Origin of the sequence: Listeria monocytogenes (assembly GCF_900187225.1) — a bacterium.
In the GTDB taxonomy this organism is placed as follows: domain Bacteria; phylum Bacillota; class Bacilli; order Lactobacillales; family Listeriaceae; genus Listeria; species Listeria monocytogenes.
In genome coordinates this window covers 2745556-2765722 of record NZ_LT906436.1, presented here as the reverse complement: position 1 = coordinate 2765722, position 20167 = coordinate 2745556, and the positions used below count along the sequence as shown (strand labels likewise).

Genomic DNA, 20167 nt, shown 5'->3' with positions numbered 1-20167 from the left:
TAACTAGAAAAAATGAGAGAAGCATGGAGTCACGCAATCGATTTGTATAGTGCTAAATTAGTATTATACTTATAATTGGCGTCGGGCGCTTGTCTGACGCTTTTTTGTTGTCTGAAAAAATGTTTCACGTGAAACATTTTGCCATGCTTCCTTGGATAAACGGAGGATAAAATGACAATAGTAGCAATGAATGAGGTAGTTAAAAGTTTTACCGGAGATATTATTTTAGAGAAAGTATCTCTTCAATTAGAAGAAGGCGAGCGCGTCGGTTTAATTGGTCGTAATGGCGAAGGGAAAAGTACCATTTTGAAAATTTTAAAAGGGACTGAGGGAGTTGATAGCGGGATTGTAACGAGTAAAAAGGGAGCGAGAATTGGGCTTTTAGAGCAATTGTCGAGCGTGGATCCTAATATAATAGTAGAACATTATTTGCGGACTAGTTTTGGCGAGTTAGAGGATATGGAAAAAGAATTGCGTTCATTAGAAGCAGAAATGGCAACGAATGCAAGCGAAAAACTAATGAACCGTTACGGGGATAAAATGGCATTATTTGGCGAGCTTGGTGGATATGAGATGGATGCCAATTTGAATAAAGTGGTGAATGGGCTTGGTATTGGATTGCTACTGTCGCAACGATGGGGAGACTTGAGTGGTGGTGAGAAGACGAAGGCTGCATTAGCGCATTTATTATTACAGAAAACAGATTTATTACTCTTAGATGAACCTACGAACCACTTGGATTTGATGGCGGTAGAATGGTTGACCGCGTTTTTACAACATTATTCGGGAACCGTATTAGTTGTATCTCATGATCGCTACTTTTTAGATGAAGTAGTCGAGAAAATGGTGGAGCTTGAGAACCGCGAATTAATAGTTTATCATACGAATTTTTCTGGATATTTGAAAGAACGAGAAGAACGGCTATTGCGGGAATTCCAAGATTACAAAGACCAACAAAAGAAAATCAAAAAGATGCAGCAAGCCATCAAACGATTGCGCCAGTGGGCAATGCAAGCCAATCCGCCAAACGATGCCATGTTCCGAAGGGCGAAAAACATGGAACGGGCATTAGAACGGATGGAAAAAGTAAAGCGTCCAGTGTTAACGCAAAAACAAATGCAATTACAATTCGATGAAGCTGGTCGAAGTGGACAAGAAGTTGTGGTTATGGAAAACTTAAGCAAGTCATTTAGCGAAAAAGCAATCGTACAAGATGTTTCTTTGCAAATTAGGCAAGGAGAACGAGTAGCGATTATCGGTGAAAACGGCGCCGGCAAATCTACTTTGCTTAAAATAATGGAAGGGAAAGTTGTTCCTGATGGTGGCATGATTAAGGTTGGCGCGAGTGTGAAAATTGCGTCGCTTTCTCAGCAAATGGAAGAGCTGAATGAAGCGCTGACTGTACTGGATGCATTTCGGGATAAGGTTGCTGTGACAGAAGGAGAAGCACGACAAATGCTAGCAGGCTTCATGTTTTATGGAGAGATGGTTTTCCGAAAAGTAGGGAATATTAGCGGCGGCGAACGTATGCGACTTAGGTTGGCGCAATTTATTAATATGCCAGTGAATACGCTGATACTTGATGAGCCGACTAACCATTTAGATATCGCCTCGCGTGAAATTTTAGAAGAAGCACTTCGGGCATTTAGCGGCACAATTATCACTGTATCGCACGATCGCTATTTTATTGATCAGCTATGCTCTAAAGTCATTTGGCTGGAGAATAAACAATTAACCGTTTATGAAGGCAATTACAGTTATGCAACTAGTAAGCGAAGATAATCGACTTGCTGGAAATCACTTTCAAAATAAATTAGAATGAAGAAAAGAGGTGATGGTATGGAAATAACAATTGTAAAAGGTGATATTACGGAACAAGAAGTGGACGTCATTGTAAATGCTGCTAACTCCGGGCTGTTAGGTGGCGGCGGAGTGGACGGGGCTATCCATCAAGCGGCGGGGCCGGATTTATTAAAAGAATGTCAAGAGGTTATTAATCGCATCGGCTCATGTCCAGCAGGTGAGGCGGTCATCACGTCTGCGGGTGATTTAAAAGCAACTTACATTATCCATGCTGTGGGTCCGATTTGGAAAGATGGAGAGCATCAAGAAGCGAATAAACTGGCATCTTGTTATTGGAAAGCGTTAGACTTAGCGGCCGGAAAAGACTTAACTTCGATTGCTTTTCCTAATATTTCTACTGGTGTGTATGGCTTTCCTAAAAAACTAGCAGCTGAGGTAGCTCTTTATACCGTTCGTAAATGGGTAGAAGAAGAGTATGATGCAAGTATTAAAGAAATACGCTTTGTTTGTTTCGATGAAGAAAACTTGAAGTTATATAACAAATTAATAAATAGCGAAGTCGTTTAAGATAACAATCTTAGGCGACTTTTTAAAATGTTTCACGTGAAACATTTTTTACTATATTTTCTGAATAAAACAACAAAGGAAAACCTTCTTGACATAGCTCCTAGCTTCTTGTAACATCATATTCAATAACTAAAAATATACATTGGCTATTTCAGCATGATTATAGAAGACAAGTCGCATGATGTGGATATTTTCCACCATTTTTTCTTTATGAAAATAAGGATAAGATGATGCGTTTTTTCTATATAAAAAGCGAGTACCAATAAAAAGGAGTGTTTGCGACCCATGTGGGAAACAAAATTTGCAAAAGAAGGCTTAACATTTGATGACGTTTTACTCGTTCCAGCGAAATCGGACGTATTACCAAATGATGTAGATTTAAGTGTAGAAATGGCTCCATCACTCAAATTAAATGTACCAATTTGGAGTGCCGGAATGGACACAATTACAGAAGCCAAAATGGCAATTGCAATTGCGCGCCAAGGCGGAATCGGTGTTGTTCATAAGAATATGAGTATTGAACAACAAGCGGAAGAAATCGAGAAGGTGAAACGCTCTGAAAGTGGCGTTATTATTGATCCATTTTATCTGACTCCAGATCACCAAGTTTTTGCTGCAGAGCATTTGATGGGTAAATATCGTATCTCAGGTGTTCCAATCGTGAACAACGAGAAAGAGCGCAAACTAGTTGGGATTTTAACTAACCGCGATTTACGTTTTATTTCCGATTATTCTACAGTAATTAAAGATGTTATGACAAAGGAAAACCTAGTGACAGCGCCAGTTGGAACTACGCTAAAACAAGCTGAGCAGATTCTGCAAAAACACCGCATCGAAAAATTGCCACTTGTTGATGAAGCAGGCATTCTAAAAGGGCTTATCACTATTAAAGATATTGAAAAAGTAATTGAATTCCCGAACTCTGCTAAAGACAAGCATGGTAGACTACTTGCCGCAGCAGCTGTTGGAATTACGAATGATACTTTTGTTCGTGTTGAAAAATTAATCGAAGCTGGTGTAGATGCGATTGTAATTGATACTGCGCACGGACATTCAGCAGGCGTTATTAATAAAATATCTGAAATCCGTCAAACTTTCAAAGATGTAGTAATTGTTGCCGGAAACGTTGCAACAGCTGAAGGAGCACGTGCTCTTTTTGAAGTTGGTGTTGATATCGTAAAAGTTGGGATTGGTCCTGGATCCATCTGTACGACACGTGTAGTTGCAGGTGTTGGGGTTCCGCAAATCACAGCTATTTATGATTGTGCGACTGTTGCACGTGAATTTGGTAAAACAATTATCGCAGACGGCGGCATTAAATACTCCGGTGATATCGTGAAAGCTCTAGCTGCTGGAGGAAATGCAGTTATGCTAGGAAGTATGCTTGCTGGAACGGACGAAAGCCCTGGTGAAACTGAGATTTTCCAAGGTCGTCAATTTAAAACTTATCGAGGTATGGGTAGTTTGGCAGCGATGGAGCATGGTTCAAAAGATCGTTATTTCCAAGCTGATGCGAAAAAACTTGTTCCTGAAGGTATTGAAGGCCGTGTTCCTTATAAAGGCTCCGTTGCTGATATTATCTTCCAATTAGTTGGCGGTATTCGTTCAGGTATGGGTTACACTGGTTCACCAGATTTAAGACACCTTCGCGAAGAAGCGGCGTTCGTTCGTATGACTGGTGCTGGACTTCGTGAAAGTCACCCACATGATATTCAAATTACAAAAGAAGCGCCAAATTATAGTATTTCTTAAAGTCGAAAAAGCAGGAATCTCTTCTAAAAGAGGTTTCTGCTTTTTAATTTCTACTATAAAAATAAGAAAACTGCGAGAAAACACGAATTTCCCCAAAAGACTTCAATTAAGGTCGTAAAACCGCTATACTGTTTCTATAGAGGAGGCGTGAAAAAAGATAATGATAGAGCAAGCAAGAGCTATTTTACAGCAAAATTTTGGTTATCAAGATTTTCGAAATGGACAAGTAGACGTTATTTCGAAACTTTGCGCAGGAGAAGACACGCTAGCAATCATGCCGACTGGTGGCGGGAAGTCGCTTTGTTACCAGATTCCAGCACTTCTTTTTGACGGTTTAACCATTGTTGTTTCTCCGCTAATTTCACTTATGAAGGATCAAGTAGATGCGCTAGTCTCCGAAGGGATTGCAGCTACTTTTATTAATAGTACACTGACTAATAGAGAAATAGATATTCGACTGGATGCTGCATTTTCAGGTGAGTTAAAGATGCTATATATTGCCCCAGAACGCATTGAAATGCCAGGTTTTCAGCGTTTAATTGAGCAGGTGCCTATTTCATTATTTGCCATAGATGAAGCGCACTGTATTTCGCAGTGGGGTCATGACTTTCGGCCTAGCTATTTGACCTTGTGCGATAGTTTGGATAAAATGACCAGGCGTCCGCTCGTTATCGCGCTTACTGCTACAGCGACGCAGGCAGTTTCAGACGATATTTGCCGATTATTAAAAATAAGGGCTGATTCAGTCGTTAAAACTGGATTTTCCAGAGATAATTTAGCTTTCCAAGTAGTGAAAGGGCAAGATAAAGATAAATATTTAATAGATTATTTAACAAAAAATGTAACGGAATCCGGAATTATTTATGCTTCGACTCGGAAAGAAGTAGAGCGTCTGCACAGTTTTTTGCAAAAAAAAGGTGTTGAATCCGGTATGTATCATGGCGGAATGACCGATTTAGCACGGAAAGACTGGCAAGAGAAGTTTCTATACGATGATATTCGAGTGATTGTGGCGACGAATGCTTTTGGAATGGGGATTAATAAGTCTAATGTGCGTTTTGTTATTCATTATAATATTCCGCGTAATATCGAAGCGTACTATCAAGAAGCTGGTCGTGCTGGTCGAGACGGCGTTCCAAGTGATTGTATTTTGCTATTTTCTCCGCAAGATAGCCGCATTCAGCAGTTTTTAATTGAACAATCCGAAATGGACGATGAGCGCAAACAAAATGAATTCGCCAAGCTACGCCAAATGACGGGTTATGGTTATACAGAAATTTGTTTGCAGAAATATATCGTCCAATATTTTGGTGACGACGAGCCAAACTGCGGAAAATGTAGTAATTGCTTAGATACAAGAGAAGCCACAGATATTACGATTTTAGCACAACAAGTTTTTTCCTGTATAAAAAGAATGGGAGAGCGTTTCGGAAAAGTATTAATCGCCAAGGTTTTGACAGGTTCCGCAGACCAAAAAGTGAAAGATTGGCGCTTTGATGAACTCAGTACTTATGGATTGATGAAAGATGCTTCCCAAAAAGATGTGTTACAACTAATTGATTATCTTACAGCAGAAAAATATTTACAACCAACTGATAGTCAATTCCCTTCATTAAAACTGACGGATAGAGCCGTTTCGGTTTTACGAGGCGAGCTAAAAGTGGAAAGAAAACAAGCGAAACGAGCTGAAAAAGTTAAAATAGATGTGAATAGTGACCTTTTCGAGAAATTGCGGGAAGTGCGGCGGGAACTGGCAGCAAAACACAAAGTGCCGCCATATATCATTTTTTCAGATGAAACGTTACGTGAAATGTGTGCATATATGCCACAAACGGAAGATGCACTGCTTGAAGTTAAAGGCATTGGTGCGATGAAACGCGATAAATACGGTGCAGAATTCTTGGCTGTACTGCAACAAGAGGCATCGAAATAAAATAGAAGAGAGGGTTTTGACAGATGACAAAAACATTAGTACTGGCAGAGAAACCGTCTGTCGGTAAGGATATCGGCCGGGTACTCGGGGCTAAACAAGGTAAGAACGGCTATTTAGAAGGTGGAAAATATGTAGTAACTTGGGCGCTTGGACACCTTGTAACACTAGCTGATCCTGAGCGCTACGATTCGAAGTATAAAAACTGGAATATGGAAGATTTACCAATGCTTCCAGAGAAAATGAAGCTAGAACCAATCAAGCAAACGAGAAAACAATATGAAACGGTTAAGAAGTTAATGAACCGTACAGATATAACCACGATCGTTATTGCAACAGATGCAGGTAGAGAAGGAGAACTTGTAGCTCGCTGGATTATTGATTATGCGAAAATCAAGAAGCCTCTAAAAAGACTATGGATCTCCTCTGTAACGGATAAAGCGATACGTGAAGGCTTCGAACACTTAAAACCAGGGAAAGCTTATGAAAATCTATATCACTCTGCAGTCGCTCGTTCTGAAGCTGACTGGGTGGTAGGAATCAATGCTACGCGTGCGTTGACAACGAAATATAACGCACAACTTTCCTGTGGCCGAGTGCAAACGCCAACGCTTGCAATGATTCAACATCGTGAGGAAGAAATTCGTAATTTTAAACCGTGTGAATACTATGGAATTACCGCGCTAACCGAACAAGAAAGTTTCACGTGGAACAATGGGCAAACTTTTGATAAAGCTTTAGCAGAAAAACTAGTAAAGTCTTTACAAGGGGAAAATGCGGTAATCACAGACGTTTCTATGAAAGAAAAGAAAACTTTCTCACCAGGTTTATATGATTTAACAGAGTTACAACGCGATGCGAATAATAGATATGATTTTTCGGCGAAAGAAACGCTGAATATTATGCAAACATTATACGAGCGCCACAAAGTACTAACGTATCCACGAACAGATTCGCGCTTTATTTCAACAGACATTGTCCCAACACTAAAAGAACGTTTAGTGGCCTGCGGTGTGGGCGAAAATGCAAAAGCTGCTCGTCAAATCAGCGTAAAACCAATCAAAGCGAACAAATCATTTGTAGATAACAGCAAAGTGAGCGACCATCACGCAATTATTCCGACCGAGCAACCCGTTTCCCTCGGAGATTTAAGCGATAAAGAAAGGAAAATTTATGACCTTGTTGTCAAACGCTTTTTAGCAGTGCTTTCAGACCCATATATTTATGAAGAAACCTCTGTTAAAGCCAAAATTGGTCAAGAAGAATTTACTTTAAAAGGTAAAGTTGTCAAATCACTGGGTTGGAAAAGTATTTACGGAGAGTCGCGCGAACCAGATCAATTAACTAAAATGAAAAAAGGCGACACTATCCCAGTTAAACGAATCAATTTAGAGACAGGAAAAACAAAACCGCCAGCAAGATTCAATGAGGCGACTTTACTTTCGGCTATGGAAAACCCGTCTAAATACATGGAAACAACAAGCAAGGCATTGGCCAAAACACTAGGTGAGACAGGTGGACTTGGAACAGTCGCAACTCGTGCGGACATCATCGAAAAACTTTTCAATAGTTTCTCCTTAGAAAAACAAGGCAAGGACATTCAAATTACTTCAAAAGGACGCCAATTGCTAGAATTAGTCCCCGAAGATTTGAAATCCCCAGAACTAACGGCGCGTTGGGAACAAAAATTATCTAAAATCGCAAAAGGCGAACTAGATTATCGTAAATTCACTGCAGAAATGCGCGACTATGCAAAAAAAGCAGTAACTGAAATTAAACAAAACGATAAAAAATTCCGTCACGATAACATTACTTCACAAAAATGCCCAGACTGCGGCAAGCCGATGCTAAAAGTGAAAGGCAAACGTGGTACGATGCTAGTTTGTCAGGACCGTGAATGTGGTCATCGTGAATCTGTTTCAAGAACGACGAATGCTCGTTGCCCTAATTGCCATAAACGAATGGAAATGCGCGGCGAAGGTGATAAACAAATTTTTGTATGTGTTTGTGGACACCGGGAGAAACTATCTACCTTCCAACAGCGGCGTGACAAACAGAAAAACAAAAACGTATCTAAAACAGATGTAGCTAAATTTATGAAAAAACAAAACAAACAAGAAGATGAGCCATTTAACAATCCAATGGCTGAAGCGCTTGCTAAATTAAAGCTAGATAAATAAGAATGGACAAAGCGACCCACTCATATTGAGTGGGTCGCTTTGTTTGACATAGTCTGTCGTATACGAAACAATAAAAGAGCAATCAATACTGAAAAGGAGATGTTTCACGTGAAACATAATCAATTAATTATTGAAACAGATATCCCAGCTAAAATGCGCGATGGTGTAACGCTTTACGCAGATATATATCGTCCAGCAGACGCGGGGGAATATCCAGTTTTACTTACAAGATTACCTTATAGTAAATCATACGGGCTTCACTTTATTCGTCCTAATATTTTGGCGGAGCAAGGGTATGTTGTTATTGTTCAAGATGTTCGTGGCAGATATACGTCAGAAGGAGATTTTGTTCCATACATAGCAGAAGTTGACGATGGATATGATACGATTGAGTGGGCTGCGAACCTTCCTTATGCTAACGGGGATGTCGGCATGTTTGGTTTATCTTATTATGGCTATACGCAAATTTTAGCAGCAATTAGCGGGAACAAACATTTGAAAGCCATTGCTCCAATTATGGCTCAAAATAGTATGACAGATGTTTTCAATGATCATGACGGCGCTTTAGAACTTGGAATGTGGGAAACTTGGAATTTAGAGTCTATGCTCCCAAATATGCTAGCCCGTACTTATAAAACGCACGATGAATTAGAAGAAGCAGCGAATACATTAATGAAAAATCTAGATAATTTAGATACACTGTATCAATTTAAACCTTATAAAGACTGGCCAGCAATTGGTCAAAATGAAATGCCTTATTTCTCTGAGCTATTAAATTATGAACCAACCCATGACCATTGGCGAAAAATCGATGCAAAAAGCAATTATGATAAAATTAATGTACCAGGTCTCCATGTAGCAGGCTTGTATGACTGCTTTTTAGATAAAACAATCGCTAATTTTAAAAATGGTCACTTACGCGGTCTTGGAGATAAGCTCATCATTGGCCCATGGACGCATGCTAATTTCACTCAGATAATAGGTGATCGTGATTTTGGAATGGCGGCCACTAAATGGGGCGAGGCTAATATGCATGCTAGACATATAGAATGGTTCAATCATTGGCTGAAAAATGAGCCTTTACCAGCATCAGCGCCTGTTAATTATTTTGTGATGGGATTAAACGACTGGAAAACAGCTGAAAACTGGCCTCCGCAAAATGCAAATATGACACCACTATATTTTAAAAATGAAAAAGTGAGCGCGGAATTCACACCGCCTGCAACATCTTCAGAAGCAAAATTTAGCTATGATCCAGAAAATCCAGTACCATCAAATGGTGGAGGAACCTTGCATAAGGCGCTACATGCAGATGGACCTCATGATCAACAACAAATTGAACTTCGCGAAGACGTCCTTTGTTACTCGACAGAACCACTAAAAGAAGCAATCGAAGTTACCGGACCAATTCAAGTGAAACTTTGGGCGAAAACAGATGCTCCTAACACAGATTTTACAGCGAAATTAGTAGATGTGTTTCCAGATGGAACGGCTTTTAACTTAGCAGATGGCATCATCCGGGCAGCCAAGCAACACGGTGCTAATGTGCAAAATAACATCAATGAATACACTATCGATCTTTGGGCAACAAGTAATCTTTTCCAAAAAGGGCATCAAATCCGCATCGAAATATCTTCAAGTAATTTTCCGAGGTTTGATCCTAACCCAAATACAGGTGATAGTTTCATTAATTCCACTGAAAGCCAAATCGCCAACCAGACTATTTATCATAGCCCAGAATACCCGTCCCATATTCTCCTTCCAATTATTCGATAGAAAGCTCAGACTTTTGGGCGAAAAGTTTTATATACGGCGCTAGTAAATCATGGTAAAATATGAAAGTATCCGTCAAAAAAATGAAACTTATTCGAAAAGGGAATTTTTATGATAGGTTTCTTTATTAAAATATAGATAAAATGAGTTAATAATTTACTCAAATGAAGGAGAAGTTGCAGTGAAAAACATAATTAAAAAAACAGGGATTGTAATCATGGCAGCATCCCTTGCAGTAAGTGGCTTCTTAGTAAGCCCGAAAGCAGCACAAGCCGCAGAAGCACCAAATGTAAATGCAAACGCAGCAATCGCAATTGAAGAAAGTACCGGTAAAATTTTATATTCAAAAGATGCTGACAAGCTAATGGGCATCGCATCCATGACAAAAATGATGGATGAATATTTATTACTAGAAGCAATTGATAAAGGTAAATTAAAATGGGACGACAAAGTAACCATTTCTGAATATGCTTACAAAGTTTCACAAGACACATCACTATCGAACGTACCACTTAGACTGGGCGAAGAATACACTGTACAAGAATTATATGAAGCAATGGCAATTTACTCTGCAAACGGAGCTGCAATTGCTATTTCCGAAAAAATTGCAGGTTCTGAAAAAGAATTTGTCGATGCTATGAATAAAAAAGCAGACGAACTTAATCTAGGGGAGCACCAATTCGTTAACGCTACGGGTCTTAATAACGAAGACTTAAAAGGCGGTCAGCAAGTGGGTGGACCGAAAGACGAGAACAAAATGACAGCTCGCGGCATGGCGAAGTTAGCAAAACACTTAATAAATGATTACCCAGACGTACTTAAAACTGCTAGTACAACTAAGAAAGAGTTCCGAAAAGGCACATCAGACCAAATTGATATGACAAACTGGAACTGGTTATTACCGGGCTTGATTTACGGGCGCAAAGGTGTAGACGGTTTGAAAACAGGAACAACTGATTATGCTGGAATGTGCTTGACTGCAACCGCTGTACAAGATGGAATGCGAGTTATCACAGTTGTACTCCATGCGAATGGTGGAGCGCCTGGCGAGCATACAAGTGCTCGTTTTGATGAAACAAACAAAATGCTCGATTATGCTTTTAATAATTTTAAAGTAAAAGAAGTACAAAAAGCAGGATCAAAAGTAAAAAATCCTTCTACAATTGCAGTAGATAAAGGAAAAGAAGATACAGTCGGACTCGTTACAAAAGATGCAGTGAAGCTAGTTGTACCGAAGAATGGCAATGCTCCTAAGTTAAATACAAAGGTAACAATGAAAGAAAAAACAATAGAAGCACCTGTTAAAAAGGGCACGGAAGTTGGTAAAATGGAAGTATCTCTAAAAGATGGCGACAAGTTAGGCTATGTTGACGGAAAACAAACAGAAACAATTGATGTACTAACTGCCAGCGACGTTGAAAAGGCAAACTGGTTCATGCTTTCCACCCAAGCAGTAGGTTCTTTCTTTACAGGCATGGGTAATTACGTTTCTGATGGTGTAAAAGGTTGGTTTAATTAACATGAAAAAGTCGATTTCCTAATTAGGAAATCGACCTTTTTTATTTTTTTTGATAGTCTTTATAAAACCATAATAAGAAAAAAATAACACTAATAGTAAAAAATATGATTGGTACTATAATAAGCTTTGTCCCTAGTAAAGTCTGATCAATACTTCCATCCATAAAGCCAGATTGAATCAATAACCCCCTTATAATCCCTAATACTTGGATAACAAAAAGTAAAATAAGGCCAATAAAACCACTTCTAACAAAAAAATTAAAATGCATATGTATGTTCACCTCTGTTTTTATTTTCTTTCTATTCTAAATAATGTTAACATAAAATCTTTGCGATGAAAATGAGACTTTGTATGCTAGGAAAATTCTTAAAAACAGAGTTTCTATTTATTTTAATCTTACAATCTTTACTTCAATCGAATTCTTAATAGTAGCAGATGTCAATAACGGGTTTATATCCAATTATATAATGAAAAATAAAAGTGAGTTCTTACTAAAATCTCGTAAGAACTCACTTTTTTTCAGACTGTAGAGAAAATGTCTATTTATTCAATAACAAACTGATTATGATAAAGCTCAGAATAAAATCCTTCCGCCTTCATCAACTCATCATGGTTACCTTGTTCAATCACTTCACCTTGATGTAGCACGACGATATGGTCGGCATCAAGGATGGTTTTTAAACGGTGGGCGATGACGAAGCTAGTTCGGCCGGAGATTACGTTGTCCATAGCTTTTTGGATGCGGCTTTCGGTTACGGTGTCTACATTACTTGTCGCTTCATCTAGAATTAGAAGAGAAGGGTTCGTAATAATAGTTCTCGCAATACTCATAAGCTGCTTTTGACCAACGCTGAAAATATTGTTTTCATCACTGATTTCTGTTTCATAACCTTTTTCTAGGTTCATAATGAAGTCGTGGATGTTAGCTTGTTTTGCAGCGTTGATTACTTCGTCGTCGCTTGCTTCCGGCTTACCGAAAACGATGTTATCGCGAATGGTTCCTGTAAATAGTACGGAATCTTGTAGCACGATACCGACTTGTTTACGAAGGGAATCAAGGCGAATGTCGCGGATGTCGATATCATCAAAGAGAATCGCGCCACCATCGACATTATAGAAACGGTTAAGAAGGTTCATAACAGTTGTTTTACCAGAGCCAGTTGGACCGACAAGAGCAACCATTTTACCTTTACTTACATCAATCGAAACGTCTTTTAGAACTGGTTTTGCAGGGTCATAAGCAAAATCTACGTGATCTAGTTTGACACCTTTATTAATACCATCAATTGTTTGTAAGTTCTCGCGTTCCACTTCTTCTTCCTCTGCAAATACTTCGCTAACACGACGCGCACCAGTGATTGCTAATTGTAGCAAGCTGTACTGGGACGAAATTTGTGTAAGTGGCATATAGAATTGTTGTGAATATTGAACGAACATAACGATTAAACCAAGAGCGGCTGTGCGTTCAAGGTCGCCGTTTAGAGCTAACCATCCACCGAAGAAGATAACGATAGCTGTATTTAATAGGGAAATACCTTGCATCATTGGGAAAAGTAAACCGGAGTAAACTTGCCCTTTATAAGTGGCGTTTTTAACGATATTGTTTTGTTTAACAAAGCCGTCAATTGTTTCTTCTTCTAAACCATTTGTGATAATGATTTTTTGTCCAGAGATTTTTTCGTCAATGTAGCCGTTAAGTACGCCTAGTTCATCTTGTTGAACATCAACGAATTTACGTGCTTTTCGAATAATCACTGTCGCAATAATAATTGCAAATGGAGCAGATATTAGAGTAACGAAGGCTAGTTCCACGTTTTGTTGGAACATCATGATGATAACACCAATCATTAGCGCGACGTTGGATAGTACTTGGATCAATGCTTGGTTTAGTGTATTGGAAATATTATCTAAGTCGCTAGTGAAGCGGCTAAGCATTTCGCCATCATTGCGGCTATCGAAGAAACGAATCGATAGTTTTTCCATCTTGCGGAAAAGCCCTATACGCATTCTGTTCGTTGATTTACCAGCTACCCCTGTCATAATGATACTTTGGATAAAAGTGGCAGCAGCGAGCAGTACGTAGCAGAGAATCAGCATCCAAATGATATGGATGAAGTCACTCTTGTCATCAACACCCGTTTGCATTAAATTAACCACGTAATCTCCAAGCTCTTGAACGGCGTTACCAATATATTGTGGTGCTTTTACTTGAAGGTATGTCGCAAAAACTACAGCAATTAAAATGACAAAAAGTTGAGGCTTATAACCCCGCAGATAGTGCCAGAAAAAGCGACTAATTTGTTTGAACTCTTTCATTATGCGGTTACCTCCTTGCCTTTTTGAGTGTCGTAAATTTCACGGTAAGTTTCATTTTCTTTCAGAAGTTCTTTATGGGAACCCACACCAACGAGTTTACCTTTATCTAGCACGAGAATTTTATCTGCTTGAATAACAGAAGAAATTTTTTGTGCAATAATGAATGTAGTAGTGTCATCAAGCTCTTTATTCAGGGCTTCTTTAACCAATTTCTCAGATTTTGCATCAAGCGCACTTGTGCTGTCATCTAGAATTAGTACTTTCGGGGAACCGATAACGCCACGTGTAATCGAAAGGCGTTGTTTTTGTCCACCGGAGAAGTTGTTTCCGCGCTCGGAAACAGGTGCTTCATAAAGTTTTGCTTGTTTATCTATAAACTCTTTCGCTTGTGCTATTTTACTTGCGTGTTCCATTTCTTCGGCAGTTGCGTCTTTTTTACCATGACGTAAATTGTCTGCAATCGTTCCAGAGAAAAGAATCGCGCGTTGAAGCACGAAGGAAACAGTGCTGCGAAGGGTTTTCTTGTTGATATCTTTTAGGTTAGTTCCGCCGATAATAACTTCACCTTCCGTTGGGTCGTAAAGTCGGGGGATTAGTTGGGCAAGAGTGGATTTACCAGAACCTGTTGCACCAACAATACCGACCATCTCACCAACACTTGCTTTGAATGAAATATCTTCCAGAGCAGGCGTATCGTCACCGTCGTATTTAAAACTAACATTACGGAATTCAACTGTACCTTCTAGGTCTTGTTCTGGTGCGTTTTCATTGTAAGTAATATCTGGTTCTGTTTCCAGAACTTCGGTAATACGTTTCAAAGAAATAAGCGCACGAGAAGCCATCATCATCAGCATACCACCGATAATAATTGCCATCATAATTTGCATTAAGTAGTTCATGAACGATGCGATAGCTCCGATAACTTCAGGATTATCTGCAGCCATATCGCCTACAAAGAAAATAGAAACAACAATTGCTAAGTTAGAAACGAGCATAAATGCAGGAATCATTACGGAGAAAAGCGTTCCAACGATGATTGTGTGGCGAGTTAATTTGTCACTGACAGTTGTAAAGCGACCAATTTCATTATCTTCTTGCACGAAAGATTTAACTACGCGCATGCCAGCAAGGTTTTCTTTTGCAATAGAATTCACTCGGTCAATTAACTTCTGAATAATGGCAAAGTGTTTACCCATAGACCCGAATGTGAATACAACAATCAGAACAACAAGAACAACGAGTACAATAATTACCCACCATAATTCAGGTAAAGTAAACATCGCTAAGATAAAAGCCCCGATAAACATAATCGGAATTCTCGTAAGCGATTGTAGTGAAAGCATCACTAAGTTTTGTACTTGGGTAATGTCGTTTGTTTGTCGAACAACTAGATTACCAGTCGAAAGTTTTTCGATGTTGCTGAATGAAAATGTTTGGATTTTACGGAAACTAGATTCACGAATATCTGCGCCGACGCCTTGAGCGACTTTGGCTGAAAGTATTGTGTTTAGGATCCCGGCGATAAGGCCGACTGCGGCAATACCGATTAAAAGTGCGCCGATGGATGAGATTTCATCCATATCGTCTTTCATGATGGCGTCTAGGACTTGCTGAAGTAACTTTGGTTGCCATAGTTGTGAGATAACCATGACTACTACAAACAGTGTAGATAATGTCGCTTGTAGTTTGTATTTTTTTAGATGGTGAAACAATACTTTCATGATTTTCCTCCCTTGGAAAACGGAAATAAAAACGTGCGAACACATATTCTAATATAGATTGTGAAAATTTGCAAGTAATATTTTCACAAATTGTAAATATGGCGAAAATATGGCGAATCCGACAAATGATTTCATTTTAAATTGTGAAATTTCTATAGTTTTATTGTTTAATTTCTACTTCTACAAATCCTCTTACGCTATTAATTAACCACACATAGTCCGCTTCTAAAAGGTCTTTTTTTGCTAGTGTTTTCTCGGAAATCTTATTTTTTGCTAATAGTTCGGCTCTCATTGTCCCTGAAAGAAGACCTGAAGTTACTGGAGGCGTGAAAAAACAGCCATTTATACCTAGAACTATATTCCCGTTAATAAATTCTGTCAGTTCACCCTGTTCATTCCAAAGTAGGGTTTCATCGGTTTGAGTATTTTTTAAGTCTTCATAGATCTTTCGATGAGTCGTTTTATGATAGAGAAATAAATCATTCGAAAGTACTGGTTTATCAGCAAGTTGCGCTGTTATTCGCTTGTTTTTGGTGTCAATTTTTGTTAGTGCTAAATCATGTGCGCCCTCAGGATGTAATAAAAAGCGCATTTTGTATGTGCCGGTCGTATTTTTTTGCGCTGTTTTGGTCCATAGCTTCTCCGTTTCTTCCCTATTAAAAGGAATGCCGAAAAAGTCTGCGCTTGTTTGTAGTCGTTTTAAATGATATTCGGTTCGGAAGAGCTCACCGTTTTCAATTCGCAAACATTCAATTAAAGAAAATTTCGTCGCCTTTTCTAAAATAGCTGATTTTGCGTGGATTTCGGAAAATTCGCTAGCAGCTTCAGAATCCCAGACGATACCTCCACCAACGCCATAAGTTGCCTTATTGTCTGTGATAGCAATAGTACGAATCGGTACATTGAAAATCGCATTTCCGTTAGGTTCTAAAAAGCCAATTGTTCCGCAGTATACACCGCGAGGAGAATCTTCTAGTTCTGAAATAATTTCCATTGTTCGTGCTTTAGGCGCGCCAGTTATCGAGCCGCACGGGAAGAGCGCTTTAAAAACAGCTGTTAAATCAGTCTCAGGAGGTGTTTCTGCAGTAATAGTTGAAGTCATTTGCCAAACAGTTGGATAAGGTTCCAGCGTCATTAACTGAGGAACTTTGACACTTCCGGGAACCGCAATCATCCCAAGGTCATTTCGTAATAAATCGACAATCATCACATTTTCTGCACGGTTTTTAGGATCGTTTTTTAGCCAATCATGTGCTTCTAAGTCCGCTTGCTCCGTTATTCCGCGACGAATAGTGCCTTTCATCGGGCGAGTCGTTAGAAGATTTTCCTTCCATTTAAAAAAGAGTTCGGGGGAGGCGGAGATAATCTCAAAGTCACTTGTTGAAAGTAGGGCGGTGTAATTCGCCTTTCCAATCTGCTGTAACGTTTCATAAGTTGCTTGAGAAGAAAAGTTGTTTGGCACATCACTTTGAAGTCGCACGGTGTAGTTAATTTGGTAAGTATTTCCAGCAGCAATTTCAGCTTTGATTTGCTCTATTTTCTCGGTGTATTCAGGGAAACTAGTATCCATTTTAAAAGAGAGCGGCGAGGAATCAGGTGTTTCGGTAGCTGTATCGGTAAAATTATCGTATACGCCAAACCAAACGAGTGGCATGCTTTCGCTCGGTTTTTTTGTTTTTAAATTACTTCGAAAAGCAGGAGCGGCCTCATAACTGACAAAACCAGCGACGTATTTTCCTGATTTTTGGGCGTTTTCGGCAGCTTTCATTATAGGAAGAACTTCTGCTAAATCATATGCAACTAGTTCATACAGTGGATTTTCAAAAATCTTTGTGTCGCCTTCAAAATCAAATCGTAATAAGCTCATTTAACATTTCTCCCTAATCGTACAAAGTTTTTAAGTATTGCATGTCCATTTTCGGATAGGATTGCTTCTGGGTGGAACTGGACGCTGTGAATGGGTTTGGTTGCATGAACTAGCCCCATTATAACGCCGTCTTCAGTCACGGCGGTTACTTTCAAATTGACTGGAACTGTTGTAGGATCGATAACTAAGGAATGGTAACGCGTTACTTGGAAAGCAGGTTCAAGGTCTGCAAACAAACCTTCCCCAGTATGCGAAATGACACTTGTTTTTCCGTGAACTGGGACGTTTGCCGGCACCACTTTTGCCCCGAAAAAATGACCAATCATTTGATGACCAAGGCAAATCCCGAGAATAGGAACTTGAATTTTATCTAGTAGAGCTAAACTAATAGGGAAGTCTTCCGGGGAACCTGGTCCTGGTGATAAAACTACCATTTCGGGAGCGATCTGTTGAAAGGCTTCAAGTGAAAAACTGGTAGCAGAGACAACCTGCACCTCCTCTTGGAGCTCTAAAAAATATTGGTATAAATTATATGTAAATGAATCATTATGGTCGATGATTAAAATCACTTTAAATCCCCCTAGTTAAAACGGTTATACTCTTTTATAGCAAATAGCTAGAGAGATAACAAGCCCGAATGTTTAAAGCCGGGAGCCGAGTGGAAAGGTACACTAAATAACCAAAGGAAGGTGTTTGAGATGAAAAATGAACTAGAAGATAAGATTCTTGCCATTTTGGAACAACATCAAGTGGGTGTATTAACATCCGTACAAGGAGACTATCCTCATGCTAGGTATATGACATTTCTTCATGATGGCTTAACGCTTTACACACCATCTGGCAAAGAATTACCGAAGACAGAAGAAGTTCGCAGAAACCCACACGTATCCGTTTTAATTGGTTACGAAAGCCCTGGTTCTGCATTTTTAGAAATTAATGGTTTGGCGTCTCTTGAAGAGGATGAATCAATCAAAGAACGTATTTGGGAAAACATTTCTAAAGAATGGTTCCGAGGCGAAGATTCACCATCCTTTGTCGTTATAAAAATTGTTCCGGAACAAATTAGAATACTGAATTCTGATGATGACGGTCCAGACACGCTCGATTTAATCGGTTAAAGATTTGCTTGTAATTTAAGCAGATATGCGATAGAATAACTTTAAATTAATACGAAAAGCGAAGACAAGAAGTAGTAATAAGGTAGAGTTTCTAAAGAGAGCCAGTGGTTGGTGTGAACTGGTGAAGTTTCCTTATGAATCCATCTTGGAGTGAGTGGTGGAAAGCATGGTTTTGCGAGTAAATCATTCCGGCTGGGTCCGTTAAACCTAAATGAAGCTGGGGATTTTTTTAGATCCCAATAAGGGTGGCAACGCGGTTAACTCTCGTCCCTTTCCTGTTAATTCGGGAAAGTACGGGAGTTTTTATATGGAAAAAAATAAAGGAGGAGTTAGCATGTTAGATGTTAAATTGTTACGTAATAATTTTGATGAAGTAAAGCAGAAATTACAAAATCGCGGGGAAGACTTGGGTGAATTCGAGAAATTTGGCGAGTTAGATAAACGCCGCCGTACTCTGATTGTGGAGACAGAAGCGCTGAAGAGTCAGCGTAATGAGGTGTCTCAAGAAATCGCTAAATTAAAACGTGAAAAACAAGACGCGGATGCTAAAATTGAAGAAATGCGTGTTGTTGGTGATCGTATTAAAACATTAGATATCGAACTACGCGAAATTGACGAGAAGTTAGATATGATTTTAATGTCGATTCCAAATATTCCACACGAATCTACTCCGGTTGGCGAATCGGAAGACGATAACGTGGAAATCCGCAAATGGGGCGAAGTACGCGCATTTGATTTTGAACCAAAAGCGCATTGGGATTTAGGAACAGACTTAGATATCCTTGATTTTGAAAATGCTGCGAAAGTAACTGGTAGCCGTTTTGTCTTTTATAAAAAATTAGGTGCAAGACTGGAACGAGCGCTTATTAACTTTATGATGGACTTGCATTCGAATGAACATGGCTACGAAGAAATGTTACCGCCTTACATGGTAAACCGTGCGAGCATGACAGGAACTGGTCAATTGCCGAAATTTGAAGAAGATGCTTTCTTAATTGAAGCAGAAGATTATTTCCTTATTCCAACAGCGGAAGTACCAGTAACAAACTACCACCGCGAAGACATTTTAAAAGCAGAAGACTTACCAAGAAAATATACAGCGTTTAGCGCATGTTTCCGCTCTGAAGCGGGATCTGCTGGTCGCGATACGCGTGGTTTAATCCGTCAACATCAATTTAACAAAGTGGAATTAGTTCAATTTGTGAAACCGGAAGATTCTTACGTGGCGCTAGAAAAATTAACTGGTAACGCAGAAGAAGTATTGCGTCGCTTAGAATTGCCATACCGCGTACTAAGCATGTGTACGGCTGATTTAGGCTTCACTGCTGCTAAAAAATATGATTTAGAAGTTTGGATTCCAAGCTACAATTCTTATCGTGAGATTTCTTCTTGCAGTAATTTTGAAAGCTTCCAAGCAAGACGCGCTAACATTCGTTTCCGTCGTGAGCCAGGAAGCAAACCAGAATACGTGCATACACTAAATGGTTCTGGCTTAGCGCTAGGACGTACAGTGGCTGCCATTTTAGAAAATTACCAAGATGCAGATGGTTCTGTACGCATTCCAAAAGTATTGCAAGGTTACATGGGCGGTATCGAGAAAATAGAATTACCAAAATAATAT

At 39.3% G+C, this 20167-nt stretch carries 14 protein-coding genes and 1 other annotated feature; of the genes, 9 read left to right on the top strand and 5 right to left on the bottom strand.

Features of this window, described 5'->3' with window-relative positions:
- Window positions 1-171: 171 nt before the first annotated feature.
- The 7 genes from abc-f to pbpD1 all read left to right on the top strand — a co-directional run bounded on the left by abc-f (window position 172) and on the right by pbpD1 (window position 11524).
- Window positions 172-1782 carry a ribosomal protection-like ABC-F family protein gene (gene abc-f / locus CKV70_RS14050; protein WP_014931037.1) on the top strand — a complete coding sequence of 537 codons (1611 nt, stop codon included), beginning with the start codon at window positions 172-174 and terminating at the stop codon, window positions 1780-1782.
- A 57-nt stretch (window positions 1783-1839) separates the two neighbouring features.
- Window positions 1840-2370 (top strand): ADP-ribose-binding protein, encoded by a 531-nt coding sequence (locus CKV70_RS14045; protein WP_003722119.1) that lies wholly within the window; start codon window positions 1840-1842, stop codon window positions 2368-2370.
- Window positions 2371-2655: 285 nt separating this feature from the next.
- Entirely contained in the window at window positions 2656-4122 is a 1467-nt protein-coding gene (gene guaB / locus CKV70_RS14035; RefSeq protein WP_003722118.1) for an IMP dehydrogenase, read from the top strand.
- 160 nt (window positions 4123-4282) lie between these two features.
- A complete protein-coding gene (gene recQ / locus CKV70_RS14030) occupies window positions 4283-6055 on the top strand; it encodes a DNA helicase RecQ (RefSeq protein WP_014601216.1) in 1773 nt (590 codons plus the stop codon).
- Window positions 6056-6078: 23 nt separating this feature from the next.
- The gene (locus tag CKV70_RS14025; protein WP_014601215.1) at window positions 6079-8232 is read left to right on the top strand and encodes a DNA topoisomerase III; all 2154 of its coding nucleotides are present in this window, start codon (window positions 6079-6081) and stop codon (window positions 8230-8232) included.
- 108 nt (window positions 8233-8340) lie between these two features.
- Window positions 8341-10008 carry a CocE/NonD family hydrolase gene (locus CKV70_RS14020; protein ID WP_014931036.1) on the top strand — a complete coding sequence of 556 codons (1668 nt, stop codon included), beginning with the start codon at window positions 8341-8343 and terminating at the stop codon, window positions 10006-10008.
- A 178-nt stretch (window positions 10009-10186) separates the two neighbouring features.
- A complete protein-coding gene (gene pbpD1, locus CKV70_RS14015) occupies window positions 10187-11524 on the top strand; it encodes a D-alanyl-D-alanine carboxypeptidase PBPD1 (protein WP_003732114.1) in 1338 nt (445 codons plus the stop codon).
- A gap of 40 nt (window positions 11525-11564) precedes the next feature.
- Here pbpD1 and CKV70_RS14010 read toward each other — a convergent pair whose 3' ends face one another.
- From CKV70_RS14010 to CKV70_RS13990, 5 genes are all read right to left on the bottom strand, one after another.
- Window positions 11565-11792 carry a hypothetical protein gene (locus CKV70_RS14010; protein WP_009913041.1) on the bottom strand — a complete coding sequence of 76 codons (228 nt, stop codon included), beginning with the start codon at window positions 11790-11792 and terminating at the stop codon, window positions 11565-11567.
- Window positions 11793-12067: 275 nt separating this feature from the next.
- Window positions 12068-13840 carry an ABC transporter ATP-binding protein gene (locus CKV70_RS14005; protein ID WP_003732112.1) on the bottom strand — a complete coding sequence of 591 codons (1773 nt, stop codon included), beginning with the start codon at window positions 13838-13840 and terminating at the stop codon, window positions 12068-12070.
- Window positions 13840-15561, bottom strand: coding sequence for an ABC transporter ATP-binding protein (locus tag CKV70_RS14000; RefSeq protein WP_003732111.1), 1722 nt, complete (start codon window positions 15559-15561; stop codon window positions 13840-13842). The genes CKV70_RS14005 and CKV70_RS14000 overlap by 1 nt, the downstream gene beginning before the upstream one ends.
- A 160-nt stretch (window positions 15562-15721) precedes the next feature.
- Window positions 15722-17428, bottom strand: coding sequence for an aminodeoxychorismate synthase component I (gene pabB / locus CKV70_RS13995; RefSeq protein WP_003722110.1), 1707 nt, complete (start codon window positions 17426-17428; stop codon window positions 15722-15724).
- A complete protein-coding gene (locus CKV70_RS13990; RefSeq protein ID WP_003722109.1) occupies window positions 17425-17997 on the bottom strand; it encodes an anthranilate synthase component II in 573 nt (190 codons plus the stop codon). The genes pabB and CKV70_RS13990 overlap by 4 nt, the downstream gene beginning before the upstream one ends.
- A 129-nt stretch (window positions 17998-18126) precedes the next feature.
- Between CKV70_RS13990 and CKV70_RS13985 the strand changes: the two genes are divergently transcribed.
- On the top strand, window positions 18127-18546 hold the full coding sequence (locus CKV70_RS13985; protein ID WP_003722108.1) for a pyridoxamine 5'-phosphate oxidase family protein: 420 nt from the start codon (window positions 18127-18129) through the stop codon (window positions 18544-18546).
- Between the two features lie 52 nt (window positions 18547-18598).
- Window positions 18599-18821, top strand: a binding site (T-box leader).
- Window positions 18822-18880: 59 nt separating this feature from the next.
- Entirely contained in the window at window positions 18881-20164 is a 1284-nt protein-coding gene (gene serS, locus CKV70_RS13980; protein WP_003722107.1) for a serine--tRNA ligase, read from the top strand.
- The last annotated feature ends 3 nt before the right edge of the window (window positions 20165-20167 follow it).

What these genes read in the sequence shown, in the direction of transcription:
- CKV70_RS14005 (WP_003732112.1), bottom strand. Translation starts at nt 13,840, where the DNA reads ATGAAAGAGTTCAAACAAATTAGTCGCTTTTTCTGGCACTATCTGCGG.
- pabB (WP_003722110.1), bottom strand. Translation starts at nt 17,428, where the DNA reads ATGAGCTTATTACGATTTGATTTTGAAGGCGACACAAAGATTTTTGAA.
- abc-f (WP_014931037.1), top strand. Translation starts at nt 172, where the DNA reads ATGACAATAGTAGCAATGAATGAGGTAGTTAAAAGTTTTACCGGAGAT.
- recQ (WP_014601216.1), top strand. Translation starts at nt 4,283, where the DNA reads ATGATAGAGCAAGCAAGAGCTATTTTACAGCAAAATTTTGGTTATCAA.
- CKV70_RS13985 (WP_003722108.1), top strand. Translation starts at nt 18,127, where the DNA reads ATGAAAAATGAACTAGAAGATAAGATTCTTGCCATTTTGGAACAACAT.
- CKV70_RS14010 (WP_009913041.1), bottom strand. Translation starts at nt 11,792, where the DNA reads ATGCATTTTAATTTTTTTGTTAGAAGTGGTTTTATTGGCCTTATTTTA.
- CKV70_RS14000 (WP_003732111.1), bottom strand. Translation starts at nt 15,561, where the DNA reads ATGAAAGTATTGTTTCACCATCTAAAAAAATACAAACTACAAGCGACA.
- serS (WP_003722107.1), top strand. Translation starts at nt 18,881, where the DNA reads ATGTTAGATGTTAAATTGTTACGTAATAATTTTGATGAAGTAAAGCAG.
- CKV70_RS14045 (WP_003722119.1), top strand. Translation starts at nt 1,840, where the DNA reads ATGGAAATAACAATTGTAAAAGGTGATATTACGGAACAAGAAGTGGAC.
- CKV70_RS14025 (WP_014601215.1), top strand. Translation starts at nt 6,079, where the DNA reads ATGACAAAAACATTAGTACTGGCAGAGAAACCGTCTGTCGGTAAGGAT.
- guaB (WP_003722118.1), top strand. Translation starts at nt 2,656, where the DNA reads ATGTGGGAAACAAAATTTGCAAAAGAAGGCTTAACATTTGATGACGTT.